The sequence below is a fragment of the Acidovorax sp. GW823-FHT05D11 genome, from assembly GCF_058795695.1.
In genome coordinates, this window is the sequence record NZ_CM179502.1 from 4,993,048 (window position 1) to 5,017,754 (window position 24,707).

Annotated in this window: 25 protein-coding genes; 6 read left to right on the plus strand and 19 right to left on the minus strand. The window is 68.8% G+C overall.

The genetic code is table 11. The features are described 5' to 3' along the window. Positions 1-19 precede the first annotated feature (19 nt). The 5 genes from AC3RCE_RS22945 to AC3RCE_RS22965 form a co-directional block, all read right to left on the minus strand. Positions 20-1,438, minus strand: a complete 1,419-nt coding sequence (locus AC3RCE_RS22945; RefSeq protein WP_255594843.1) for an FAD-binding oxidoreductase — start codon at positions 1,436-1,438, stop codon at positions 20-22. 21 nt (positions 1,439-1,459) lie between these two features. Then, on the minus strand, positions 1,460-2,515 hold the full coding sequence (locus AC3RCE_RS22950; protein ID WP_492254042.1) for a serine endopeptidase: 1,056 nt from the start codon (positions 2,513-2,515) through the stop codon (positions 1,460-1,462). A gap of 76 nt (positions 2,516-2,591) precedes the next feature. Next, entirely contained in the window at positions 2,592-3,395 is an 804-nt protein-coding gene (locus AC3RCE_RS22955) for a DUF2145 domain-containing protein (protein ID WP_492255427.1), read from the minus strand. Positions 3,396-3,472: 77 nt separating this feature from the next. Beyond that, positions 3,473-3,928: a hypothetical protein gene (locus AC3RCE_RS22960; RefSeq protein ID WP_218341278.1), complete on the minus strand. Its 456-nt coding sequence runs from the start codon at positions 3,926-3,928 to the stop codon at positions 3,473-3,475. 105 nt (positions 3,929-4,033) lie between these two features. Next, positions 4,034-4,531 (minus strand): YiaA/YiaB family inner membrane protein, encoded by a 498-nt coding sequence (locus tag AC3RCE_RS22965; protein WP_492254043.1) that lies wholly within the window; start codon positions 4,529-4,531, stop codon positions 4,034-4,036. 270 nt (positions 4,532-4,801) lie between these two features. On the opposite strand from AC3RCE_RS22965, the gene AC3RCE_RS22970 reads away from it, so the two are divergent. Beyond that, positions 4,802-5,983: a saccharopine dehydrogenase family protein gene (locus AC3RCE_RS22970; protein WP_492254044.1), complete on the plus strand. Its 1,182-nt coding sequence runs from the start codon at positions 4,802-4,804 to the stop codon at positions 5,981-5,983. Positions 5,984-6,089: 106 nt separating this feature from the next. After that, positions 6,090-6,992 carry an EamA family transporter gene (locus AC3RCE_RS22975; RefSeq protein WP_492255428.1) on the plus strand — a complete coding sequence of 301 codons (903 nt, stop codon included), beginning with the start codon at positions 6,090-6,092 and terminating at the stop codon, positions 6,990-6,992. Between the two features lie 18 nt (positions 6,993-7,010). Here AC3RCE_RS22975 and AC3RCE_RS22980 read toward each other — a convergent pair whose 3' ends face one another. After that, entirely contained in the window at positions 7,011-7,526 is a 516-nt protein-coding gene (locus AC3RCE_RS22980; RefSeq protein WP_218341274.1) for an Lrp/AsnC family transcriptional regulator, read from the minus strand. A gap of 161 nt (positions 7,527-7,687) precedes the next feature. On the opposite strand from AC3RCE_RS22980, the gene AC3RCE_RS22985 reads away from it, so the two are divergent. Together AC3RCE_RS22985 and AC3RCE_RS22990 are read left to right on the plus strand one after the other, a co-directional pair. Further along, positions 7,688-8,704, plus strand: a complete 1,017-nt coding sequence (locus AC3RCE_RS22985; RefSeq protein ID WP_218296875.1) for a 1-aminocyclopropane-1-carboxylate deaminase — start codon at positions 7,688-7,690, stop codon at positions 8,702-8,704. Between the two features lie 274 nt (positions 8,705-8,978). Then, a complete protein-coding gene (locus tag AC3RCE_RS22990; protein ID WP_492254045.1) occupies positions 8,979-9,974 on the plus strand; it encodes a Bug family tripartite tricarboxylate transporter substrate binding protein in 996 nt (331 codons plus the stop codon). A gap of 34 nt (positions 9,975-10,008) precedes the next feature. On the opposite strand, the gene AC3RCE_RS22995 is transcribed toward AC3RCE_RS22990, so the two are convergent. From AC3RCE_RS22995 to AC3RCE_RS23040, 10 genes are read right to left on the minus strand one after another with little or no spacing between them, the layout of a single operon-like run. Then, on the minus strand, positions 10,009-10,617 hold the full coding sequence (locus AC3RCE_RS22995; RefSeq protein ID WP_218341272.1) for a glutathione S-transferase: 609 nt from the start codon (positions 10,615-10,617) through the stop codon (positions 10,009-10,011). A 14-nt stretch (positions 10,618-10,631) separates the two neighbouring features. Further along, positions 10,632-12,344 carry an FAD-dependent oxidoreductase gene (locus AC3RCE_RS23000; protein WP_492254046.1) on the minus strand — a complete coding sequence of 571 codons (1,713 nt, stop codon included), beginning with the start codon at positions 12,342-12,344 and terminating at the stop codon, positions 10,632-10,634. Continuing rightward, positions 12,341-13,084, minus strand: coding sequence for an SDR family NAD(P)-dependent oxidoreductase (locus tag AC3RCE_RS23005; protein WP_218296871.1), 744 nt, complete (start codon positions 13,082-13,084; stop codon positions 12,341-12,343). Before AC3RCE_RS23005 ends, AC3RCE_RS23000 begins: the two co-directional genes overlap by 4 nt. A gap of 19 nt (positions 13,085-13,103) precedes the next feature. Beyond that, positions 13,104-13,856, minus strand: coding sequence for an SDR family NAD(P)-dependent oxidoreductase (locus AC3RCE_RS23010; RefSeq protein WP_218296870.1), 753 nt, complete (start codon positions 13,854-13,856; stop codon positions 13,104-13,106). A 28-nt stretch (positions 13,857-13,884) separates the two neighbouring features. Continuing rightward, positions 13,885-14,628, minus strand: a complete 744-nt coding sequence (locus tag AC3RCE_RS23015) for an ABC transporter ATP-binding protein (RefSeq protein WP_255594831.1) — start codon at positions 14,626-14,628, stop codon at positions 13,885-13,887. Then, positions 14,621-15,385, minus strand: a complete 765-nt coding sequence (locus AC3RCE_RS23020; RefSeq protein ID WP_218296869.1) for an ABC transporter ATP-binding protein — start codon at positions 15,383-15,385, stop codon at positions 14,621-14,623. The genes AC3RCE_RS23015 and AC3RCE_RS23020 overlap by 8 nt, the downstream gene beginning before the upstream one ends. Then, a complete protein-coding gene (locus AC3RCE_RS23025) occupies positions 15,382-16,326 on the minus strand; it encodes a branched-chain amino acid ABC transporter permease (RefSeq protein WP_492254047.1) in 945 nt (314 codons plus the stop codon). The genes AC3RCE_RS23020 and AC3RCE_RS23025 overlap by 4 nt, the downstream gene beginning before the upstream one ends. Positions 16,327-16,331: 5 nt before the next feature. Next, positions 16,332-17,234 (minus strand): branched-chain amino acid ABC transporter permease, encoded by a 903-nt coding sequence (locus AC3RCE_RS23030; protein WP_218296867.1) that lies wholly within the window; start codon positions 17,232-17,234, stop codon positions 16,332-16,334. Between the two features lie 54 nt (positions 17,235-17,288). Then, on the minus strand, positions 17,289-18,497 hold the full coding sequence (locus AC3RCE_RS23035) for an ABC transporter substrate-binding protein (protein ID WP_218296866.1): 1,209 nt from the start codon (positions 18,495-18,497) through the stop codon (positions 17,289-17,291). Between the two features lie 50 nt (positions 18,498-18,547). Further along, positions 18,548-19,393 carry an SDR family NAD(P)-dependent oxidoreductase gene (locus AC3RCE_RS23040; RefSeq protein WP_218341267.1) on the minus strand — a complete coding sequence of 282 codons (846 nt, stop codon included), beginning with the start codon at positions 19,391-19,393 and terminating at the stop codon, positions 18,548-18,550. A 156-nt stretch (positions 19,394-19,549) separates the two neighbouring features. Here AC3RCE_RS23040 and AC3RCE_RS23045 point away from each other — a divergent pair, with 156 nt between their 5' ends. Next, positions 19,550-20,272, plus strand: a complete 723-nt coding sequence (locus AC3RCE_RS23045; protein ID WP_369643547.1) for a GntR family transcriptional regulator — start codon at positions 19,550-19,552, stop codon at positions 20,270-20,272. 72 nt (positions 20,273-20,344) lie between these two features. Here AC3RCE_RS23045 and AC3RCE_RS23050 read toward each other — a convergent pair whose 3' ends face one another. The 3 genes from AC3RCE_RS23050 to AC3RCE_RS23060 are packed head-to-tail and all read right to left on the minus strand — an operon-like array spanning position 20,345 to position 23,798. Next, positions 20,345-20,872, minus strand: coding sequence for a hypothetical protein (locus AC3RCE_RS23050; RefSeq protein ID WP_255591620.1), 528 nt, complete (start codon positions 20,870-20,872; stop codon positions 20,345-20,347). Positions 20,873-20,877: 5 nt separating this feature from the next. Beyond that, on the minus strand, positions 20,878-22,857 hold the full coding sequence (locus AC3RCE_RS23055; protein ID WP_255591619.1) for an MFS transporter: 1,980 nt from the start codon (positions 22,855-22,857) through the stop codon (positions 20,878-20,880). After that, positions 22,854-23,798, minus strand: coding sequence for a hypothetical protein (locus tag AC3RCE_RS23060; RefSeq protein WP_492254048.1), 945 nt, complete (start codon positions 23,796-23,798; stop codon positions 22,854-22,856). The genes AC3RCE_RS23055 and AC3RCE_RS23060 overlap by 4 nt, the downstream gene beginning before the upstream one ends. Positions 23,799-23,924: 126 nt before the next feature. On the opposite strand from AC3RCE_RS23060, the gene AC3RCE_RS23065 reads away from it, so the two are divergent. Further along, positions 23,925-24,665: a helix-turn-helix domain-containing protein gene (locus AC3RCE_RS23065; protein WP_218296863.1), complete on the plus strand. Its 741-nt coding sequence runs from the start codon at positions 23,925-23,927 to the stop codon at positions 24,663-24,665. Positions 24,666-24,707: the final 42 nt, after the last annotated feature.

Below are 24,707 nucleotides of genomic sequence, written 5' to 3' on the forward strand. Positions count from 1 at the left end.
GCCGGCCCGCGGCGTCCCTCTACAGATACTGCGCCCAGAGCATGTTGGTCATCCGCCCCGCGGGGTCCCAGACGGCCTTGGCCGCGCGAAACCGGTCCGCCTGCGGGTAGGCCGCCGCGAATTGCGCCCGCGTGGCATGGCGCTGGTAGGGCAGGTAGTAGGTGCCGCCATGCTGCAGGGCCAGGTCGATCAGCGCACGCGTCCACAGAGCCACTTCGGCACAGGCCTCGGGGCGGGTGCCCTGCTTGTAGTACAGCACCCACGAAAACACCTCCTCGCGCGCCCAGGCCATGATGGCATCGGGGTCGGGCGGCGCATGGCGCACCGAGATGTTGAGCACCTGCGCCCCATGCTGCTGCAGGATGCGGGCCAAGCCCCGCGTGAAAGCGGCGAACCGGGCCACGGGCACAAAGTACTCCTGCAGCACGTAGGTGGACTGTGCGCGGCTCGCGGGCTCCAGCGAGGCGGCATCCAGGCTGGCCTCGTGGTTGCGCCACACCACCGGCTGGCCACGCAGCAGCGCCGGGCGCACCACCTTGTGCTGCAGCTGGTGGCCGCCCGGCAGTTCGGTCATGGCCCAGATCACGCTCTTGTCCAGGTCATACCGCTGGCCGCGCGGCACCAGGCGCCCGGGCATGGTCACGGGCTTGTCGGTGCGGGCCCAGGTCACGGCGGTGGCGCGGTCGAAACGGGGGGGCAGCAGGTCGGCGTTGTGCATCACGGCCCGCGCGTTGGCGGCCACCCTGGCGGCAAAGAAGCCGGGGTAGTCGTCCAGCGCCACCTGGGCCACGGTGCGCTCGATGGCGGTGTTGGCATCCAGATCCAGCTCCACCTCGGTGATCACGCCCAGCCCGCCATAGCCGCCCAGCGCGGCACGGAACAGGTCGGGGTGCTGCTGGCGGCTGGCCTCGCGCACCTCGCCGCTGGCGAGCACGATCTGCAGGGCCCGCACGGACGCGCCGATGGGCCCGTGCCCCACATAGCGGCCATGCACGTTCACCGACACGGACCCGCCCACCGTGAAGTTCGAATAACTCTGCATGGTGCGCACCGCCAGGTCGTGGGGGTCCAGGTGGTCCTGCAGGTCGCGCCAGCGCATGCCGGCCTGCACGCGCACCGTGCGCGCCCCGGTGTCCAGCCACACCAGGGCATTCATGCCGCGCATGTCGATGTGCAGGCCGCCTTCCACGCCGACCTGGCCGCCCATGCTGTAGCGCCCGCCGCCCACGGCCACCGCGCCGGGCCAGTTGCGCACGGCCTGCGCCACGTCCTGCAGGCTGGCGGGCACCACCACCCGCGACACGCGCACGGGGTACAGGCGGGTCACGTTCTCGATCAGCGCCCCGGGCGCACTGTGGGCCGGCAGCGGCGCACAGGCCCCCGCCAGTCCGGCGGCGGCCAGCGCGCCCAGAAGCTCGCGGCGGCGCAGCCCCCCCATGGGTGTCACGCGGGGACCCGCTCAGTCATCCCGCGCCAGCCGCACCCCCGCGCCCGTGCCGCAGGCATGGCAGAAGCGGGCGAAGGCGCTCTTGCGCGTGGTGCAGGTGCCGCAGTGGTCGAACAGGCCGATGCCGCAGTGCGGGCAGAAGTCGATCTTCTCGTTCTTCAAGTCCACGGGCCGCTCGCAGCCGGGGCACACGCTCTTGGCCAGGCGGGCCAGGGCCACGTCGTAGCTCAGCTCCTTGCGGCGCTCCTGGTCGGGCAGGGTTTCGGCCAGCTTCTGGCGCTCCAGGTAGCGGTTGAGCGCGAGGATGGCGTAGCGCCCCACCAGCGCCGTGATGCCGATGCCCACCACGTAGCGCACATAGCCGCCGTAGCTGGGCAGGTAGGGCACCAGCTCCACGAAGAACGCGAACAGCGCGAAGAAGATGAAGCCCCACACGAACGGCCAGTAGGTGCCCTTGCGCTTCTTCACGAACAGCCAGCCGGCGATGGCCAGCAGCGGCAGGGTGAGCGCCAGGCGGTACAGGAACACGCGCAGCTCCACCTTGCGGCGCTCGGCCTCCAGCTTCACGTAGCCATCGGCTTCCATGCTGTTCAGGCGCTCCTGCGTGGCCGCCGCCGCCTGGCGCGCGTCGAGCGCGGCCTGCTGCTGCAGCTCCACCGCCTGCTGGGTCTTGCGCTCGGCGAGCTTGAGCACATCGAGCGCCTGGGTGCGCGCAATGACCTCCGGGTCCTGGTCGACGCGCTGGGTGGCCGAGCGGGTGGAGAGCCAGTTGTTGAAGGTCTCGCGCGCGGCCTGCGTTTCGCTGCGGGCCTTGCTGCGCTGCAGCTGCGCCTGCTCCAGCGCGGTCTGCGCGTCCTGCTCGGCCTGGCGCGCGTCCTTGACCTGGGCGCGCAGCTTTTCAGCGGCCGGCTTGTCCAGGAAGTCATCCACGCGCAGCGGCGTCTCGACCTTGGGCAAATCGCCCACGATGGTGCCGCCCAGCCCGATGAGGAAGCTGGCGAACACCAGCGCCACCAGCCACAGGCCGCGGCGGAACCATTTTTCAGACAGCCGCAGTGATTTGCTCATGATCATTCCCCTCTGTAGATACTATGCATTTGATAGCTGCTAGCGCTTACCAGTCAAGCGCAATCGGCCCATTTCATCAATTCTTCACGGTCAGCACCACCGGCGCGGCCGCCAGCTGGGCCCGCTGCAGCCAGGCCAGCACCGAATCGACCGTGACGGTCTCGATGCGGTCCGAGAACCGCTTGTCGCCCGGGTGGTCGTCGAACGCGATGTTGGCCGAACCCACGCGCCCGCCCATCCGCGTGAGCGGCCCGAGCTTGAGCGTGGTCGGCTCGTAGCCCTTGAACTGCAGCCAGGCCTGCGCCTGCTCGCGGTTGCGCACCGTGGCGGGCTCCATGGCCACGGCCAGCGTTTCCAGCGCCCATTGGTTGGACTGCTGGTACTTGCGGCCCCACACGTAGCTCACCATGCTGTAGGGCGGGTGCTGCAGCGTCCTGGTGCGGGCCTTGTCCTGCAGCACGGCCAGCAGGCGCTGCTGCACCTCGGGCGTGGGCACGGCGTAGACGGCCTCGTAGCGCCACAGGTCGTCCAGGAAGAACTCGCCCAGGCCCTGCCGGTACAGGTGCCCCACGGCCGTGCCGCATTCGTTGAGCTTGTGGGCCACGCGCCAGGGGCCCTCGGGTGTCTTGTAGGCCCAGCCCAGGTGCGAATAGCGCAGGCCGTACTTGCTCAGGTCCTGCCCGGCGCGGGCGAGCACCACCACCTGGGCGCCGGACTTCGCATGCTCCGCGTCGAGCGCGGCGGAGGTCTGCTGCGCCAGTTGCATGCCGCGCTCGATCACCTTGGCCGGCACGGGCTTGGCGGCCTCGCAGGAGCGGCCCGCGTGGGCCGCTGGCGCCGCCAGCATGGCCGCGCCCGCCACCAGGGCCAGGCCGAGCATGGCGGGGTTGAAGGAGCGCACGCGGGCATGCGCCGGGGTCGTCACGGTCATCTGCTGCACATCCATGGCGGTGCCCCTTACAGGCGCTCGTTGTGCAGCAGCGCACGGCCGATGGCGTTGGGCACGAAGGCGATCGCCTCGCCCGCCACCGACAGCACCACGCCCGTGCCGATCACGCTGCAGGTCACCACCGTGCCCACGGTGTGCGCCGATGCGCCCACGCCCCGGCCCGCCACCTCGACGCTGACCTGGGCGCCGTCGGAGGCGCGCTCCAGCAAGTACACCGTGCCGGTGGCCGAGGCCTCCACCGTCTTCACGGTCAGCGCCGCACCCGCCACCGACAATGCGGCAGGCACCGCCACGACCGCGCCAGCGGCGGCGGACGCCACCGACGCCGTGCCCACCACCGAAGCGACAGGCAGCAGCGACAGCGCGGCCGAGGCCTCGCTCTGGGCGCGCGCGGGCAGGGCGGCCAGCGTGCACAGCAGGCCGGCGGCCAGGGCAAGGGTCAGGATCTTCGGCAATTTCTTCATGGTTTCACTCCTCACAGGAGGTGCTGCGCAGTAGCGCGGCAGCACCGGTTTTTTTCAGGGCAACCTCCGAGCATCCGCCATAGCTCCATGGCGAACGCCGGAAACTCAGCTGGCGTTGTTACCAGACGTAGCAGCATGTGCTGCGGCAGCTTCGCGGCGGCCTTGCAGGCGTGCTTCCAGCAGGTCAGCCTCGTGGCGGTCGCGCAGCATCTTGGCCAGCGTGAAGGCGGTGGTGATCAGGTACAGCCAGCTCACACCCAGGAAGGCCTTGTAGGTCACGTTGATCTCCATGCCGAACAGGCCCCAGCCCGTGAGGCCCATGGCCACGGCGAATCCGCCCCAGACCACCAGCTTCCACATGGGCGTGTCTCCCGCACCGCGGCGCGCGGCGCTCTCGTTGTCCCGCACGAACTTGGCCAGCACGAACGCGGCCGACAGGCAGAACACATAGCCCATCACCATGAACGCCTGCTCCAGTTGCTCGCCCGGCAGCCAGGCCAGCCCCACGGCGCACAGGAAGACGGCGATGCAGAACGAGACCCACACCTGCAGTTGCCAGGCACGGGTGTCACGCTGAACGAGGAAGGGAGCATTGGATGACATACAGAGGTGGGGCCCTTGTCAGGCCCGTGGTTGAACACGGACCGCATGGTGCCGGGCCCGGCCCCCCGCCGCCCCCGCCGGGTTGCGCCAGTGGCGGCAGTCCGGCTTCACGGTATCGCCAAACGATACTTTTTGCCCATCGCAAGCGGCACCTGGGCGACATGCCGGCACCCGCTTGTCTTTCACAATCGCATCCCAGCAGCCGGCGGCCGCCCGCGGCGGCGCCCGCCCCTTCCCCCACCCGCACGCAGCAGTGCACGGAGACAGCCCATGACCAAACCCTTCGATCTTGTCGTCCACGGCGCCACCGGCTTCACGGGCCGCCTCGTGGTCGAGTACCTTTTGCAGCGCTATCCCGCCGGCAGCGGCCTGCGCTGGGCCATGGGCGGGCGCAATGCCGACAAGCTCGCCGCCGTGCGCGACGAAGTGGGCGCCCCGGCCGACACCCCGCTGATCGTGACCGACAGCACCGACCCCGCCAGCCTGCAGGCGCTGATGGACCAGACCCGCCTGGTGCTGACCACCGTGGGGCCCTACCAGCTCTACGGCAACGAACTGGTGGCCGCGTGCGCGGCGGCCGGCGTGGACTACGTGGACCTGTGCGGCGAACCCGCGTGGATGCGCCAGATGATCGACGCGCACGAAGCCACGGCCCGGGCCAGCGGCGCGCGCATCGTGTTCTCGTGCGGGTTCGACTCCATCCCGTTCGACCTGGGCGTGTACCTGCTGCAAACCGAGATGAAGGCCCGTTTCGGCCACCCCGCGAGCCGGGTGCGCGGACGGGTGCGCAAGATGAAGGGCACGTTCTCGGGCGGCACCGCCGCCAGCCTGAAGGCCACCATGGCCGCCGCCGCCACCCACCCCGCCGTGCTGGACCTGCTGAAGAATCCGTTCTCGCTCACGCCCGGCTTCGAAGGGCCGCGCCAGCCCTCGGGCAACAAGCCCATGGTGGACGAGGCCCTGGGCGAAGGAGTGTGGGTGGCCCCGTTCGTGATGGCCGCCATCAACACCCGCAACGTGCACCGCTCCAATTTCCTGCTGCAGCACGCCTACGGCACCGACTTCGTGTACGACGAAATGCTCATCACCGGCCCCGGCGAAAAGGGCGAGGCCATGGCCAATGCCGTGGCGGGCGACAAGTCGCTGGGCTCGGACAAGGGCCCCAAGCCCGGCGAGGGCCCTTCGCGCGAGGAACGCGAGAACGGCTTCTACGACGTGCTCTTCCTGGGCACCGACGCCGCGGGCAACAGCCTGCGCGTGGGCGTCAAGGGCGACCGCGACCCGGGCTATGGCTCCACCTCCAAGATGATCACCGAGGCGGCCGTGTGCCTGCTGCAGGACGCCACGGACACCCCCGGCGGCATCTGGACCACGGCGCCCGCGCTGGGCGGCAAGCTGGTCGCGCGGCTGCAGGCCCACGCGGGGCTGAGCTTCGCGGTGGAAGCGGCGTAACCCCCCGGGGTGGGCCCGGGCATGTCCGTTTTCGCACCAGGCCGGTCGTGAAACGCGCGGCCACGGACCCGCCGGTGCACCGAAAATACAGGGCATGAACACTGCCCTGCGCCCCCGCGATCTCGCCCTGGCCCTGCTCGTCATCGTGGTCTGGGGGCTCAACTTCGCCGTCATCAAGGTGGGCGTGGCCGGTGTGCCGCCCCTGCTGCTGGGCGCGCTGCGCTACCTGCTGGCGGCGTTTCCAGCGCTGCTGTTCGTCAAGCCCCCCAAGGTTCCGCTGCGCCTGTACCTGCTGTACGGCATGACCATGGCGGTGGGCCAGTTCGCGCTGCTGTTCACCGCCATCCACATCGGCATGCCGTCGGGCCTGGCCTCGCTGGTGCTGCAGTCGCAGTCGTTCTTCACGCTGCTGCTGGCGGCCTGGTGGCTGCGCGAGGCATGGCAGGGCAACCAGGTGGCGGGCCTGGCGCTGGCCGGCGTGGGGCTGGTGCTGATCGGCAGTGCCCACGGCGCGTCGATGCCGCTGGCGGGATTCGCACTGACCGTGGGGGCGGCGGCGATGTGGGGCTGCGGCAACATCGTCACGCGCGCCGTGGAACGCTACGGGCCGATGAACCAGTTTGCCTTCATCGTGTGGTCGAGCGTGGTGGCGCCGCTGCCATTCGTGGTGCTGTCCTTGCTGCTGGACGGGCCCGCGGCCGTGTGGGCCGCCGTGCAGCACCTGTCGCTGAAATCCATGGCCGCCGTGGCCTACATCGCCTGGATCTCCACGCTGCTGGGCTTCGGGCTGTGGACGTATCTCATGTCGCGCTACCCGGTGAACCGCGTCGCCCCCTTCACCCTGCTGGTGCCCGTGGTGGGCCTGACCACGGGCTGGTGGGTGTTCGGCGAGCAGTTGTTGCCCGTGCACTTTGCGGGCGCGGGGCTCTTGATGGCGGGGCTGGTGGTCAACCTGTTCGGCGGTCCGGCCTGGGCGGCCGTGGTGGGGCGCCTGCGCGGCGCCCCGTGAGCGGAGGGCTGGCCGCCGCTACAGCGCCAGCGGCAGCTCGGTGGTGGACAGCACATTGCGCAGCACCATGAACGAGCGCACCTGCCGCACGCCCGGCAGGTAGAGCAGCTGCTCGGCATGCAGCCGGTTGAAGCTGTCGTTGTCGCGCGTGCGCACCAGCATGAAGTAGTCGAACTCGCCGGTGACCACATGGCATTCCATGCAGCCGGACACCTTGGCCGCCGCCTTTTCAAACTCGGCAAACGACTCGGGCGTGGAGCGGTCGAGCACCACCCCAATCATCACCAGCATGCCCGCGCCCACGGCCTGGGGGTTGAGCAACGCCACGATGCCGTCGATGAGCCCCAGGCGCTTGAGCCGCTCCACGCGGCGCAGGCAGGCGGGCGGGCTCAGGTGCACCTTCTCGGCCAGCGCCACATTGGACAGCGAGGCATCACGCTGCAGCTGGCGCAGGATGGCCTTGTCGGTACGGTCCAGCTCGGCCGACACATCGGACTGCGGCACATTCTTGGCACGAACTTTTGTTGTGCGCATGGTGATCTGTGAGAAATATTAGTTTTTCATATTCTCATACACAAACCTGAAACGCTGAAATCAGGAAGAAATTCGCAACCACTGTATGCGCGTGTTTTCCTACGATGAAGGCACTGCAAGCCACCTCTTGCACCATCCCTTCCATCGACCGGAAACCCGCCATGAACCTGCAGAAATTCGCCCGCCACCCGCTGACCTTCGGGCCCTCGCCCATCACCGCGCTGCCGCGCCTGTCGGCCCACCTGGGCGGCAAGGTGCACCTGTACGCCAAGCGCGAGGACTGCAACTCGGGCCTGGCCTTTGGCGGCAACAAGACGCGCAAGCTCGAATACCTCATCCCCGAGGCGATCGCGGGCGGCTACGACACACTGGTCTCCATCGGCGGCATCCAGTCCAACCAGACGCGCCAGGTGGCCGCCGTGGCCGCGCACCTGGGCATGAAGTGCGTGCTGGTGCAGGAGAACTGGGTCAACTACTCCGATGCGGTGTACGACCGCGTGGGCAACATCGAGATGAGCCGTATCATGGGCGCCGACGTGCGCCTGGACGCTGCGGGCTTCGACATCGGCATCCGCCCGAGCTGGGAGCAGGCCATGGAAGACGTGAAGAAGGCGGGCGGCAAGCCCTTCCCCATCCCCGCCGGCTGCTCCGAGCACCCCTACGGCGGCCTGGGCTTCGTGGGCTTTGCCGAGGAAGTGCGCCAGCAGGAGAAGGAGCTGGGCTTTACGTTTGACTACATCGTCGTGTGCTCGGTCACGGGCAGCACGCAGGCCGGCATGGTGGTGGGCTTTGCGGCCGACGGCCGGGCGCGCAAGGTGATCGGCATCGACGCCTCGGCCAAGCCCGAGAAGACGCATGCCCAGGTGCTGCGCATCGCGCAGAACACGGCCAAGCTGGTGGAGCTGGGCCAGGAGATCACGGCCGAGGATGTGGTGCTCGACACGCGCTACGGCGGCCCCGAATACGGCCTGCCCAATGAAGGCACGCTCGAAGCCATCCGCCTGTGCGCACGCCAGGAAGGCATGCTCACCGACCCGGTGTACGAAGGCAAGTCCATGCACGGCATGATCGACATGGTGCGCAAGGGCGAATTCCCCGAAGGCTCCCGCGTGCTGTACGCGCACCTGGGAGGGGTGCCGGCGTTGAACGCCTACAGCTTTCTTTTTCGCAACGGCTGACGCACCGCCGCGCGAGGAAACCGAGCAACAGCGCCTGTGCCGGCTGGCCGGGCTGTCCGTGATCTGAGCGCCCCCCGCTCTGCCCTCACAAGACCTGCGCATGCCGCCCGGTCTTTCACCGCCATGGCCCCGTGCCCTCATCTCATCGCCCTGGCGGCCTCGACAACTCCGCAGTAGCGACAGGCGTGGCCAGAGCGAGACGAAGACTGGCGCGCCTTCCCCTTGTTCACAGCCGCAACGCAGGGTGAACAACCCGCACCAGAAGGACCGCCACATGAAATGCCCACAGCCCAAAAGACGCACCGGCGTCGCCTTGTTGTTCATGGCAGCCATCGCAGGCTTGGGTTGGGGGCGCATGGCGCACGCCGATGGCTACCCCGCCAAGCCGGTGCAGCTGGTGGTGCCCTTTCCGCCCGGCGGGGCCGTCGACATCGTGGGCCGGCTCATCAGCAAGAAGCTGGGCGAACGCCTGAGCCAGGCGGTGGTGGTCGAGAACAAGGCCGGCGCGGGCACCATCGTGGGCGCATCCTTCGTGGCCAACGCTCCGGCCGACGGCTACACGCTGCTGATCAGCTCGGGCTCCACCTTCACCGTCAACCCGGCGCTCAACAACAAGCTGCCGTACGACCCGGTCAAGAGCTTCGAACCCATCGGCATGGTGGCGCGCGTGCCGCTGATCCTGCTGGCCCACCGCGATGTGCCGGTGGCCAACCTCCCGCAGCTGATCGCGGCGGTGAAGCGCGCTCCGGACAAGTTCTCCTACGGCTCGTTCGGCAGCGGCACCACGGGCCACTTTGCCGCCGAGCTGATGTGGTCGGCCACCGGCATCCAGCTGATGCATGTGCCCTACCGGGGCAGCGCACCCGCCATGAGCGACCTGATCGGTGGGCAGATCCCGTTCACCATCGACACGGTGGCGGCCGCGCTGCCGCAGCTCAAGGGTGGCAAGATCAAGCCCATCGTGGTCACCGGCGCGGCGCGGGCCACGCAGCTGCCGGATGTGCCCACGGTGGCGGAAAGCGGCTTCGCGGGTTTTGCCGCGGATTCGTGGCTGGCCGTCGTGGCGCCGCGCGGCCTGCCCGCCGAAGTCAAGGCGAAGCTGGGCAAGGCCCTGGCCGAGACCATGGCGGATGCCGAGATCCGCAGCAAGCTCATCGCCAGCGGGCTGGAGCAGTCCTATGCCAGCGGCGACGCCGTGCTGGCGCGGATCGAGGACGAACTGCCGCGCATGCGCGCGATCGCCCAGCGCGCGAACATCCGGGCGGAGTGAGCGCGGCAGCGATGGGGCGCTGGCGCGCGCCGGATCACAGCGCCCAGCTCGCCTGCAATGATGGACGCTTTGAAAATGCCTCGTACCAGGCCGCAACGGCGGGATGGCGCTGGCGCCATCCGAAGTCCGCAAACCTGAGATCCAGGTACCACAGCGCACAGGCCACCGTGAGCGTGCCGATGTCCAGCCGCTGCGGCGCGATGAGTGCGGGGTTCGCGGACAGATGGGCCAGCGAAGTCTCGGCCTTGTCCAGCTGCGCGGCGCGCCACTCTGGCCAGCGCAGCGGCTCGGGCCGCGCCACGTCCTCATAGCGGGCGATCAGCGCGCCGTCGAGGATGCCGTCTCCGAGCGCCTGCAGCGTCAGCGCATTCCAGCGCGCATCGCCACTGCGGGGAAACAGCGTTCCGTTGCCGATCTCGTCGAGGTATTCGCAGATGACGCGGCTGTCGTACAGCACGGCGCCCTCGTCGGTGATGAAGGTCGGCACCTTGCCCAGCGGGTTCCTGGCGATGATGTCCTGGTCGCGCCGGACCGGGTTGGCGTTCGACGGCAGCAATTGCACGCGGTCGCTGAGGCCCAGCTCGTGCGCCGTCACCAGGCACTTGCGCACATAGGGAGAGAACGGAGAGAAATAGATCTGCATGGAAGTTCACCGGTTCATGGATGGGAAGGCGCTGCCTGCGCCAGCTGGCGGCCCGCGATCCACCCGAAGGTCAGCGCGGGCCCCAGGGTGATGCCGGGCGCGGGGTACTCGCCGCCCATCACCGAATGCATGTCATTGCCCGCCGCGTAGAGGCCCGGGATGGGCTGGCCGGCGGCATCGAGCGCCTGGGCATTTTCGTTGCAGGCAATGCCCACGGCCGTGCCAATGTCGCCCGCGAACACCTTCACGGCATAGAACGGGCCCTGGCGCAAGGCACCGATGCAGGGGTTGGGCTGGTGCGCCGCGTCGCCCAGGTAGCGGTTGTATTCGGTGCTGCCCTTGCCGAAGTCGTCGTCGCGCCCCTGGTCGGCCTGCGCGTTGAAGCGCTCGGCCGTGGCCTGCAGCGCGGCGCCGCCGATGCCCAGGGCATCGCCCAGCGCCCGCAATGTCGGCGCCTTCACCAGGTAGCCGGCCTTGACGAGGTGATCGCGCGGCCGCCCGCCCGGCAACGCCAGGCCCATGCCCCACTGCTCCATGAAGTCACTGTCGCACACCAGGTAAGCCGGCAGGGTGGGCACTGTCTCGTGCGAGCGGTACATCGCCCGCACGAACTCGTGGTAAGACGTCGACTCGTTGACGAAGCGCTGGCCGGCACCGTTCACGGCCATGAGGCCGGGCTTGGCACGGTCCCAGACCAGGTGCGGATAGCGCACGACCGAGCCATCGGGCCGCTGCAGGATGGAGACCGGCGCCCAGAAGGCCGGGTTGGTATGGCCCTGCCCCAGCACCGCGCCGGCTTCGCGCGCCAGCGCGATGCCCTCGCCCCGGTTGCCCTGCGGCGACATGGACCAGGGCCCCGTCGGCGCGGGGTAGTGCGCACTGCGCAGTTCCTCGCTCCAGGGGAATCCCCCCGTGGCCACCACCACGCCGCGGCGCGCCCGCACCTGCACCGGCTTGCCCGCGCGCACCAGCGAGACGCCCACCACCGCGCCATGGGACACGTCCAGCTTCTCCACCGGTGTGTCCAGCCAGTAGTCGATACCACGGTCGATCACGCTCTTGAAAAGCCGGGCCGCCAGCGCATTGCCCAGCACCAGGCGCGTGCCACGGTGGTAGCCGCGCAGCCGGTCGGCGAAGTAGCGCAGCACGAGCTTCATGCCTTCGCGCCAGGACGTGAACGAGCGCGTGACCGCCAGCAGGTGCCTGGCGTCGGTCATGGTGACCATCATCCCGCCCAGCACCATGAATTCGGGCAGGGGATCGCGCAGTTCCTTGAAATGCGCGCCCAGTTCACGCCCGTCGAACATCGCCGGGTCGAGCGAGCGGCCGCCGAAGGCCGCGCCCTCGCGGTCGGGGTAGTAGTCGGGGGAGTAGCTGCGCGCGACAAGCCGCACGGCGGTGTGCTTCTCGAAGTAGTCGACCATGCCGGCGCCGTGGCGCAGGAAGGCCTGCTGCATCCCGGCCGGCGCCGCGTCGCCCACCGTGTTGCGCAGGTAGGTCCAGACCTTCTCGAAGCTGTCGGGGTGGCCCACCCGCGCCGACTGCGCATTGAGCGGCGCCCACACGGCCCCGCCGGACACGGCGGTGGAGCCGCCCACGCGGTCGGTCTTCTCGACCAGCAGCACGCTGCAGCCTTCGATCTTCGCGGTCAGCGCGGCGGCCATGCCGCCCGCGCCCGCGCCGATCACGACGACGTCGTACTCGGCATCCCAGTGGGGGGCCGTCATGCGCCCGACCCACCCAGCGACTTGCCGCCATCGACGAACAGCACCTGCCCGGTGATGAAGCCGGTCTGCGGCGACACGAGGAAGGCCACCGCCTGGGCGATGTCTTCCGGCCTGCCGGCCTTGCCCGTGGGCTGCAGCGCGAGCTGCGCCGCCAGCCGCTCGGGCGTGAGCGCGCGCAGGATGGGCGTATCGATCAGCCCCGGCGCGATCGCGTTGACCAGGATGCCGCGCGGCGCCAGTTCCATGGCACTGGCGCGCGTGTAGCCCACCACGGCGGCCTTGGAGGCCACGTAGTGCGGGTGGTTCTTCGCCCCCAGGTACGCGCGCGAAGCGATGTTCACGATGCGGCCGCCCTCGGGCATGGTCTTGGCTACTTCCTGTGTGAGCGTGGCCACGGCGATGAGGTTGACCTCGTAGGCACGGCGGAAGTCGTCGTTGCTCACCTCCAGGAACTTGCGCTCGTCGAAGATGCCGGCGTTGTTGACCAGAGCGCGCACTGGGGGCAGGGAGTGCACCAGGCCGCGCACGGCCGCTTCGTCCGTCAGGTCGAGCACGCGGCACTGCACATCCAGGCCCAGGCCCTTCAAGCGGCCGGTCTCGCGCTGCGCCAGGGCTTCATCGCGGTCCACCATCACCACGGCATAGCCGTCGCGGGCCAGGCGTTCGACCGTGGCCAGGCCCATGCCGCCGGCACCGCCGGTGACCAGGGCAATCGGTTTGCTGTTGCTGTTGTCGTCCATGTGTTTGCGAAGATTCCGATCAAGCCGAGAGAAAGCCGCCATCGACGGGCAGCACCACACCATTCACATAGCTGGCCATGTGGGAGGAAAGAAAGACCACGGGTCCGACGATTTCCTCGACCTCGCCGCCGCGGCCCGCGGGCACGCGCTTCATGTACCAGTCCGTGCCGCCGGGCACGGCCAGCTGCGGGGCGACCATCTCGGTCAGCATCAGCCCGGGCGCGACCGCATTGGCGCGCACCCCAAAAGGCGCCAGGTCGCGGGCCAGCACCTGGGTCAGCGAACGCACGGCGCCCTTGGAGGCGACATACCCCGCCGACGAGATGCCGCTCACGAATGCCACGATGGACGACAGATTCACGATGCACCCCCGGGTCTTCTTCAACGCCGGCACGAAGGCATGCGTGACGTTGAACAGGCCCTGCAGGTTCACGTCGATGAGGCGGTCCCACACCTCGGGCGCGTGCGGGTCGTCGATGCGCGCGCGGCCGGAAATGCCTGCGTTGTTGATCAGCACGTCGATCGGGCCGATGCGCGCCTGCAGGTCCGCGGCGCAGGCCTGGACGGCGGCCCGGTCGCACACGTCCAGCACCACGCTCCAGGCCTCGCCGCCGGCATCGCGGATGCGCCGGGCCGTGGCCTCGGCCTTGTCCGCACCGATGTCGGCGCAGATCACCTTGGCGCCCTCGTTCGCGAAGCCCAGCGCAATGGCCGAGCCCAGCCCCCCGCCGGCGCCGGTCACCAGCGCGAGCTTGCCTTTCAACAAATCCATTCGATTTCTCCTGCTGAATGGGCGCCGTTCAGACGCCGAGGTAGGCCCGGCGCACGGCCGGGTCGTCCATGAGCTGGGCCGCCGCGCCCTGCAGCGTGATCTCGCCGTTTTCCAGGATGTAGGCGTGGCTGGCCACCGTGAGCGCCAGGCGCACGTCCTGCTCCACGAGCAGGATGGTCAGGCCCTGCTCGCGGTTGAGCCGCAGGATCGCCTCGAAGATCTGCTCGACGAGCAGCGGTGACAGCCCCATCGAAGGCTCGTCGAACATGATGAGCCGCGGGCGGGACATGAGCGCCCGGCCGATCGCCAGCATCTGCTGCTCGCCGCCCGACAGCGTGGCCGCCCGCTGCTCGGAGCGTTCCTTGAGCCGCGCAAACAGGGTGTAGACCTTGTCCAGGTCCTCGGCGATCGCGGCGCGGTCGCGGCGCAGGAAGGCGCCCAGCTCCAGGTTCTCGCGCACGCTCATTTCCTTGAACACCTCGCGCCCCTCGGGCACCTGCACCAGGCCCCTGCGGACGATCTCGTCGGACGGCTGCCGGTGGATGGGCTCGCCGGCGAAGTGGACCTCGCCGGCGGTGGGATCGATGAGGTGCGAGATCGCGTTCAACGTGCTGCTCTTGCCGGCACCGTTGCTGCCCAGCAGGGCCACGATGGCGCCCTGCGGCACGGCCAGGCTCACGCCCGAGAGCGCCTGGATGGCGCCGTAGGAGGCGCTGATGCCGCGCACTTCGAGCAGTGCGCCCTGGCTTGGTTGCTGCATGGGATCAGGCATGGGCCGCTCCCTTGCCGAGGTAGGCTTCGATCACGGTCGGGTTCTCGCTGATTTCCTTGGGGGTTCCTTCGGCGATCTTCTGGCCGAAGGACATGACGGTGATGCGGTCGGAGATCGACATCACCAGCTGCATCACGTGCTCGACCAGGAGCACGGTGATGCCGTCCTTCTGGGCCAGTTCGGTCAGCAGGTGGTCCAGGTTCTCGATGTCCCGGTTGCGCAGGCCGGCCGCCGGTTCGTCCAGCAGCAGCAGGCGCGGCTTGAGCGCCAGGGCGCGGGCGATCTCCAGCAGCTTCTGGTGGCCGAAGTCGAGTTCCTTGGCGCGGGTCTCGCGGTCGTGGGTCAGGCCCACGCGCTCGATGAGGCTGTCCACCAGGTCGCGGATCTCGCCGCCGGGGCGGCGCAGCAGCCGGCCCAGCGTGTTCGCGCTGTGCGAGTGGCAGCCCAGCAGCACGTTCTCGTACACGCTCAGGTCGCCGAACAGCTCCAGGTTCTGGAAGGTGCGCGCGATGCCCATGCCTGCCATGCGCGAAGGTGCATGGTGCGTCACGTCCTCGCCGTCCACAACGATGCGGCCTTCGGTCGGCTGGTAGTAGCGGGAGATGCAGTTGAAGGTGGTGGACTTGCCGGCCCCGTTGGGGCCGATCAGCGCATGGATCGAGCCGCGCGCCACGTCGAACGAGAGGCTGTTCACGGCCACCAGCCCGCCAAATCGCACGGTGATGCCGGAGACTTCCAGGAAGGGGCGCGTGCTCATGCCTGCACCCCCTTGGCGGGCTTGCGTGCCACGCGGCGGTTGCGGTCGGCGAACAGCCCCTTGGGCATGAACATCATGAACCCCATGAGGATCACGCCATAGATGATTTCCTGCACCGACATGAGCTGGCGCAGCAGCTCGGAGATGAGGCCGAAGGCAATGGCGCCGGCCACCGCGCCGCGCACCGAGCCCATGCCCCCCACGACGACCATGGTGAGGACCAGGATGGTGGTCTGGAAGCCCAGGCTCTCCGGGTGGATGAACGAGGTGAACAGCGTGTACATGCCCCCGGCGATGCCCGCGAAGGCCGCCGAGATGGCGAACGCGCTCTGCTTCATGGCCTTGACGTTGATGCCCATGGCCATCGCGGCCACATCGCTCTCGCGCACGGCCCTGAGCGACGAGCCGTACTGTGAGCGCGCCAGCGCCACGGTGAGCCACAGCATCAGCCCCGCCAGCACCACCACGAAGGGGTAGGCCTGCAGGTCGTTGGTCAGCCTGTAGCCGAACAGATTGGCCGGATCCATCTTCATGCCGTTGGAGCCGCCCGTGACGCGCTCCCAGGTGAGGAAGACCCATTGCATCGCCTCGCCGAAGGCGAAGGTGGCCAGGGCCAGGTAGATGTCGCGCATGCGCAGCGCCAGGTAGCCGATGAGGTAGCCGAGCGCGGCCGACAGGGCCCCGCCGGCCAGGACGGACAGCACGAAGGGCGGGTGCCATGCCGTGTTGATGATGCCGGCCGTGTAGATGCCGATGCCGAAGAACGCGGCGTGCGCCAGCGCGAACTGGCCCGATTCGCCGATCACGACGTGCATGCCCAGGGCCAGCACCACGAAGACCATCAGCAGGTTGACCACGTACAGGACATAGCCCGACACGGCGAAGGGAAGGATCAACAGAACCAGGGCGGCAGCGAGCAATGCCCAGTGATCGCGGGTCATGGTTTTCATACTTTCTTGACTTGGGGCTTGCCGCCCAGGATGCCCTGCGGACGCACAATCAGCGTGACCAGGATGGCCAGGAAGGGCGCGACCACGATGGCGTTGGTGGAGATGAACAGGCCCACCAGGTTCTCGACGATGCCGATGACGAGGCCGCCCAGCACGGCGCCCGGCAGGCTGGTGAAGCCGCCCACGATGGCCGCCGCATAGGCCAGGATCGCGATGTGCGCGATGTCCGGCGTGATGAGGATCTTGGGGGTAATGAGCAGGGCGGCCAGCGCGGACAGCAGGCCTGCCATGGCCCACACCATCATGCGGATGCGCGACAGGCGGATGCCGACGATCTGCGCGGCGCGCGGGTTCATGCCCACGGCCCGCATCGCCTTGCCGATGCGCGTGTGGTTGAACATCAGGTAAATCAGCACCATCGCGGTGATGGAGGCGGCGAAGATCGCCACGTCGAGCCGCGTGAGAAAGGCGTCGCCGATGATGACGGGGTCGTTGGAGACCAGGGGCGGCAGCGAGCGCGGCGTGTCGCCCAGCCCGGTCTGGCGCACCAGGCCCTTGAGCATGTAGGCCAGGCCCAGCGTGGCGATCACCAGCTGCGGGCCCACGCCCTTGGAATGGGTCACCCGCTCCATCACCACCCGCTGGAAGAGCGCCGCGCCCACCGCCACGGCGACCACCGTGACGGGGATGACCACGGCGTACGACCAGCCCGCGATCAGCAGCAGGGACAGCGCCACATAGCCGCCGATCATGAAGATCTCGCCCTGGGCGAAGTTCGGCACGTCGGTGGTCTTGAAGATCGCGACGATGGCGATGGCCAGCAGCGCATAGACGCTGCCCGTCACCAGGCCGGAAAGGATGCCCTGCTGCAGAAACAGCCAAATCTCACTGAAACTCATGGCGATGGAGGGGCGGCCGCACGCGGGCGTGGACCGGCCCCTTCTCCTGGTTGGTTACTTGGGCTGGTAGGTCCAGAGGCTGCGGTAGGCGCCTGGGACCGCGGTCATGTTGGTGCCGTCGAACTTCAGGTAGATGGCCGACTTCTGGCCCGCGTGGTCGGTGGGCGTGAGCTCGATCGGGCCGGCCATCACGTTCGACTCGAACTTGGTCTGCGACAGCGCGGTGAGGAACTTCTCCCGCGTGAGCTGCGGGCCCGCGGCCTTGAGCGCGTTGACCACGGTCATCGCCGACGGGATGCCGTAGGGCATGTAGGTCTGCGGATAGCCTGGCTTGGCGGCCAGCTCGGGGTAGTAGGCCTTGTACATGTCGTAGACCCACTTGAGCTTGGGGCCGCCGGCCACGTCGGCCATCACTTCCTGCAGGTAGACGTTCTTGAACGCATCCTTGCTGCCCACGTTCTCGACCAGCTGCTTGAGGTCGGCCGTGCCGTTGACGGCGATCACGATGGGTTTGGTCCAGCCCAGCTCCTGCGCCTTCTTGACCAGCAGGCTCACGGGGCGCGCGTAGGTGGTGATCAGCAGCACGTCGGGGTTGGCGGCGCGGATCTTGAGCATCGGCGCGGTCACGTCGGTCAGGTTCGGCGCGACCGACTGGACCTGCAGGTCCACCCCGAGCTGCTTGGCCTGGAACTCCGCCGCTTCGAGGTTCCACCCGCCATAGGCATCGTCGTGGTTGATGTAGCCGATCTTCTTGCCCTTGAGGTGCTCGGCGGCGAACTGCACCATCGAGCCGCCCACCGCGCGCTGGGAGATGGAGAACGCGCCGTAGATGTACTTCGACGGCGGGTACAGGGCGCCGTCGCCCGACGCGTTGAGCATCACCAGGGGGATCTGCGAGCGTTCCACGTACTCGCGCGCGCCCACCACGGCGGCAGAGCAGGAGCCCCCGTTGAGCGCGAAGACCTTGTCCTGCTCGGTGAGCTTCTTCACGGCGGCCAGCAGGTCGTTGGCGTTGCAGCGGTCGTCCTCGACCACCAGTTCGATCTTGCGCCCGTGGATGCCGCCGTCCTTGTTGATCTTGTCGTAGTACATCTTGGCCGCGTTCATCACGTCGAAGCCGTAGGCCATGGAGTTGCCCGACAGCGGCCCGAACAGGCCGAGCTTGATGGTCTTGTCGGTCAGGCCCGGTTCGGTCTGCGCCTGCGCGCAGAAGGTGGAAAGTGCGGCCACGCAGGCCACGAGCAAGGACTTGGCTGGTTTCACGAGAGTCTCCTTTTTTTGGGGGGGGTGAGGTAACGGGGAGCGCAATGGCGTCAGGCGGCCGGCTGTGCGGCCGTGTCCTTCTTCTCGAACCCTGGGCGGGGAATCAGGCCCAGCCAGGCCTGCGTCAGGCCGCCGTCGACGAGGAATTCCTGGCCGCTGATGTAGCTGGCCCGCTCGCTGGACAGGAACAGCACGGCGCCGGCGATGTCCGAGGGCGTGCTGATGCGGCCGGCGGGCACGATCTGTTCGCGCCGCAGGCGCACCGCGGGGTCCGTGTAGATGCCCTCGCTCATGGGCGTGCGGATCATCGCGGGGCTGACCACGTTGCTGCGCACGCCGTGCGCGCCCAGCTCGACGGCCAGCAGCTGCGACAGCATCTTCACGCCCGCCTTGCTCACGCTGTACGCCCCGCTGTAGGGCTGCGGAATGCTGGCCGAGATGGACGCGATGTGAACCATCGAGCCCCCGCCGTGGGCGATCATCTGCCGCCCGAAGGCCTGGGCGCACAGCAGGTAGCCGGTCAGGTTCACCGACAGCAGCTGGTTCCATTTGTCGACGGCGATGTCCATCAGCGCGTCGGCGTACAGGGCCGCGGCATTGTTGACCAGCAGATCCACCGCGCCCCAGGCCTTTTGCACCTGGTCCGCCGCCGCCTGCACGCTGTGCGGGTCGGTCACGTCGCAGGTGATCGGCAGGACCCGGCCCGGGTGCTCGCCCAGTCCGCCGGCGATCTCCGCCAGGCGCTGTGCATCGCGGTCGAGCAAGGCGACGCGGGCTCCCGCGGCCAGCAGCTGCACGGCGATCTCCAGGCCGATGCCGCCGCCTGCGCCCGTCACCACACCGGTGCGGTTTGCCAACCCCAGCCAGCCGCCATCTTCACTTGCAACCCTTGCCATATCCACGCTCGCCCTTCTTGATCAAAATCACGCATGGTGCGTGAGCGAGGCAATTATGTATACATGACTACTGATTTATCTCAGGGATAACCCGTAAAAATGCCATTAATGGCAGCACATGTATACTTGAAGAAAATTTCTACTGGAGCGGCAGGGATGAGAACTTTGGCCCAGGACGTGACCGAGACGCTGCGCAACTGGATCCTCAACGGGGAGATACGGCCCGACGAGCGGCTGGAGGAAATCCCCCTGGCCGAGAAGCTGGGCGTTTCGCGCACCCCCGTGCGCGCCGCCCTGAGCACCCTGGCCAGCGAGGGGCTGGTCGACCACCAGCCCAAGCGCGGCTACCTGGTGCGCGGCTTCAACATGGAGGAGATCGTCGCGGCCTACGAGGTGCGCGCGGTGCTCGAAGGCCTGGCCTGCCGCAACGCCGCCATGCGTGGACTCACGCCCGAACAGGCGCAGCGGCTGCGCGGGGCGCTGGCGGACGGCGACCGCATCCTGGACCTGGGAGAACTGCGGCCCGAAGACCACGAGCCCTACCAGCAGATGAACGTGACCATCCACGACACGCTGCTGGAAGCCTCGGGCAACCCCTGGGTCACGCGCTTCGCGGAGCAGGCGCAGAACATTCCCTTCGCCTCGGACCGCATCATCCTGTGGGACGACCATCCCATCATCCTGCGCTCGCACGGCGACCACCACCGCATCATCGAGGCGGTCATCGCGCGCGACTGTGTGCGTGCCGAGCAGCTGATGCGCGAGCACGTGTACTACGCAGGGCTGATCCTGCGGCGCAACTACGAGAAGCTGCTCTCGTGCGGGGACGCAGCGCCGGGGGCCAAGCCACCGGCGCGCCGGGGTGCGCCCAAAGACTGACCCGGCGACAGGCCAGGCGGAACGCCCGAGGGCGGTTCCCGGCCCATGTATCCATGCCGGCAGGATCGCGGCTCAGGCGCGCAGCCAGGCCTGCAGGTGCGGATAGGGCGCAACGCCCGAAGAGGCGGCCTGTGCGGGCGATGCCGCGAGGCCCGCCGACACCAGCCCGGCAGCGCCCAGATACACGCCCAGCTCGAAGGTCATGCGCAAGCCCTGCGAGTGGCCGTGGTAGCCCCCTTCGTGGAACAGCACGGCCGATGGCAGCCGCAGATGCTGCAGGGCGGCCCAGGCCCATGCCGTGGCTTCGATCTCGCCGCCGTGCGGCACGGGGGGCAGTTCGGCAAGGGCATCGTCCATGCCCGCGCGCAGGGCTGCGGGCACCACGGCCAGGTGTCCGGCCTCGTGCAGCAGGTCGCCGGGCCACCGCAGCCGCGCCAGGTCCACCCTCAGGCCGCCGCGCGCGATGCGCACGCCGGGCAGGAAGCTGTTGCCGCCGGCAAGCTCGTCCTCGGCCACGTCCAGGCCGATCTCCCGCAGAAAGGCCATGATCTTGCGGGCCAGCGCGGTGCGCTCTTCCTGTTCCACCCGGTCCTGCTCCATGGCGGTCAGGCTCCGAGCAGGTCCGCCACGCGCGAGCGCAACAACGAAGGCTGCACGTCCGACGGCGCCACGGCGTGCCCCACGTTCAGGCCCACGCGGCTGTAGAAGCCCCTCCGGAAGGGCCGCACCATGGCCCCGCCCTGCTCGATGCGGCTGAAGTACGAGCCCCACAGATTGGTCAGCGCCATGGGAATGACGGGCGCCTCGATGCCCTCTTCGCGGGCACGCTCGATGATCTTCATGATGCCGCCCTTGAACTCCTGCAGCTGCCCGTCCTTGGTGATGCCGCCTTCGGGAAAGATGGCCAGCAGGTCGCCTTCGCGCAGCACCTGCGCGGCGCGGTCGAAGGCGGCTTCGTAGGTCTTGGGGTCTTCCTTGTAGGGCGCGATGGGGATGGCCTTGGCAAGGCGGAACAGCCAGCCGAGCACCGGCACGCGGAAGATGCGGTGGTCCATCACGAAGTAGATGGGGCGCGGGCTGGCCGCCATGAGCAGCACGGCATCCACAAAGCTCACGTGGTTGCAGGCCAGGATGGCCGCGCCCGTGCTGGGCAGGTTCTCGTCGCCCTGCACCTTGAAGCGGTAGACGAAACGCGAGGACACCCAGGCCACGAAGCGCAGCAGGTACTCGGGCACCAGCATGAAGATGTAGAACGCCACCACCGCATTGGCCAGGCCGGTGAACAGGAAGATCTGCGGCACCGTGAAACCGGCGCCCAGCAAGGCGCCCGCGATGAGCGAACTCGCGATCATGAACAGCGCGTTCAGGATGTTGTTGGCCGCGATGATGCGCGCGCGGTGCGTGGGCTGGCTGCGCATCTGGATCAGCGCGTACATGGGCACGCTGTACAGGCCCGCGAACAGGCTGAGCAGCGCCAGGTCGAGCATCACGCGCCAGTGCTGGCTCTGCGCTAGAAAGGTGCCAAGGCCCATGATCTCCGCGGGCGGCAGGCTGCGCGCGGCGAAGTACAGGTCGATGGAGAACACGCTCATGCCGATGGCGCCCAGGGGCACCAGGCCGATCTCGACATGGCGGCGCGAGAGCACCTCGCACAGCAGCGAGCCGATGCCGATGCCGATGGAGAACACCACCAGCAGCAGCGAGGCCACCTGCTCGTTGCCGTGCAGCACCTCCTTGGCCAGGCTGGGGAACTGGCTCAGGAACACCGCGCCGAAGAACCACATCCAGCTGATGCCCAGCAGCGAGCGGAACACCACGATGTTGCCATGCGCGAGCCTGAGGTTGCGCCAGGTCTCGGTGAAGGGGTTCCAGTTGATCGTGAGCCCCGGGTCGGTGGCCGGCACCGGGGGAATGAACTGCGCCACGGCGCGCCCCGCCAGCGCGGCCACCACGCAGGCCACGGCCACCGTGGTGTGGCCGATGCCCGGCAGCGCCACCAGCAGGCCCCCCGCCACGTTGCCCAGCAGGATGGCCACGAAGGTTCCCATCTCGACCATGCCGTTGCCGCCCGTGAGTTCGCGCTCGTTGAGCACCTGCGGCATGTAGGCGAACTTGACCGGCCCGAACAGCGTGGAGTGCACGCCCATGAGGAAGGTGCACAGCAGCAGGACGGGCACGTGGCCCGCGATGAACCCGAAGGCGGCCACCAGCATGATGGCGATCTCCAGGTTCTTCACGAAGCGGATCATGCGCGTCTTGTCGTACTTGTCGGTGAGCTGCCCCGAGGTGGCCGAGAACAGCAGGAACGGCAGGATGAACAGCGCGCCGATCACCAGCCCCGCCATCGCGGGCGGCAGCCACGACACGCTGAGCTGGTACGTCACCATCACGGTGAACGCGAACTTGAAGAGGTTGTCGTTGGCGGCGCCGGAGAACTGGGTCCAGAAGAACGGGGCGAAGCGCCGCTGGCGCAGCAGCGCGAACTGGTTCGGGTCCTCATGCCCATGGCCCGGGCTGCCCGTGTGCTGCACGGAGTGCACGTGGGGCGCCTGGGGCACGCTGGCTGGGGTGGTCTCGGGGTTCATGCGTTTCTCCTCGTGTCCAATGGGTCGGCGGTGGCTGCTGTGTGTGTTGGTATGGCCCGGCGCACCCGGGGCTGGAGGCCCTGCCCGCGTGCGACACCCATGGTGTGGGCGCCATTCTGCCCGCACATGGCGGCAAATGCGGGGCGCGGTGCGCGGCTGTGGCGCGAAGCCGCCAGCGCATCCAGCGCCATCAGCACCGGCCAGGCAGCGCCAGCCGCCAGCACGTGCTTGAGGCTGTGGCCCGACACCCACTGCGCCGTGGCGTCGAACACGGCATGGTCGGCCGCCTCGAACAGCTTGGCCACGGCGTACATCGCGATCACGGCGCCCAGGTGCACCGGCAGCGTGCCCGCACGCCGGGGCAGCAGGGCCAGCGCCAGCACCACCAGCATCCCGCCCAGCTGCACCACGGCCCAGGGCAGCAGGTTGCCGGTGGTGGACCACCACAGCACCGCAGCCGGACCCGCCAGCAACACCGTGCCTGCGGCGGCCCAGCCCGCCCGGGCGCTCACCCGGCCACCCGCCGCCAGGCCCAGCAGGCCCGCGAAAGGCAGCACCATGCCCAGCCGGTCCCACAGCAGGCCCGCATCGTCGGGCACCGCGTGGTACAGGCCGGAGCCCACGGCCGTGCACACCAGGCCCGCGAAGAACAGGGCCGCGAAGACCCGGGAGGCCGCATCCATGGCCGGGCGCTCCACGCGCCGCAGCCACCGCAGCCCCCACAGGCCGGCGGCGGCGAATGGCAGGTTGCTCAGGACATCCAGCGCGCAAGGGATGCCCCACAGCGCGCGCTGGTCCGCAAAGGCATGCTGGAGGGTGCTGGCCGGCAGCGCCGGGCCCAGGCACGCCAGCCCCAGCAGCAGCACGGCGAGGCCCAGCAGGGCCCCCTCGGCGCGCGACGGGCCGGGGCGATGGCGAAAGGGAGCGGGGAGAACGGTCATGGTCGTCGTGTCCGTGGGCAGGTGGTGGATCGATGCCGCGCAGTGTCTTCAGCCCAACGGTCCCGGGCCGCGAAAAGTCGCACGGAGGGCCACCCGGAGCACCCTGGGTACCGATAATCGATACCCATGAGCACCACCGCCGACCTCGTTGCCGCCCTGAAAAAGGAACTCAAGACCGCGCAGATGACCTACGCGGACCTGGCCCAGGCCCTGGGCATGGCCGAGTCCAGCGTCAAGCGCATGCTGGCCAAGGGCGACATGCCGCTGTCGCGCATCGACGCGATCTGCCGCGCGCTGGCGCTGGACTTCGCCGACCTGGCGCGCCGCGTGGCCGACAGCCAGCCCTTGCTCAAGGAACTGAGCCAGGAGCAGGAGCGCGCGGTGGTGGCCGACAAGAAGCTGCTGCTCATGGCCATCTGCGTGCTCAGCCAGTGGACGCTGGAGCAGGTGACCACCACCTACCGCCTCACCGAGGCCGAGGGCATCAAGTACCTCGCGCAGCTCGACCGCATCGGCATCATCGAGCTGCGGCCGCTGAACCGCTACCGCCTCAAGCTGGCCAAGACCTTCCGCTGGCGGCCCCACGGGCCGGTGATGAACTACTTTCGCGAGCATGCGCTGCTCGACTACTTCGCGGGCGGCTTCGACGGCCCGGGCGAAGGCGTGCTGCTGGTGCACGGCACCATCAGCCGGGGCCTGGCGCCCGCCTTCATGGAGCGCATGCAGCGCGTGGCGCAGGACTTCGCGCAGCAGCACCTGGCCGACCAGAAACTGCCGCCGCGCGAGCTGGAGGGCTACACCCTGCTGCTGGCCATGCGCAGCTGGGAGTTCGAGGCCTTCACCGGGATGAGACGACTCCCCCCCTGAGCCGCTGCGCGGCGTCCCCCGCGGGGGACGCACCCGGTGGCC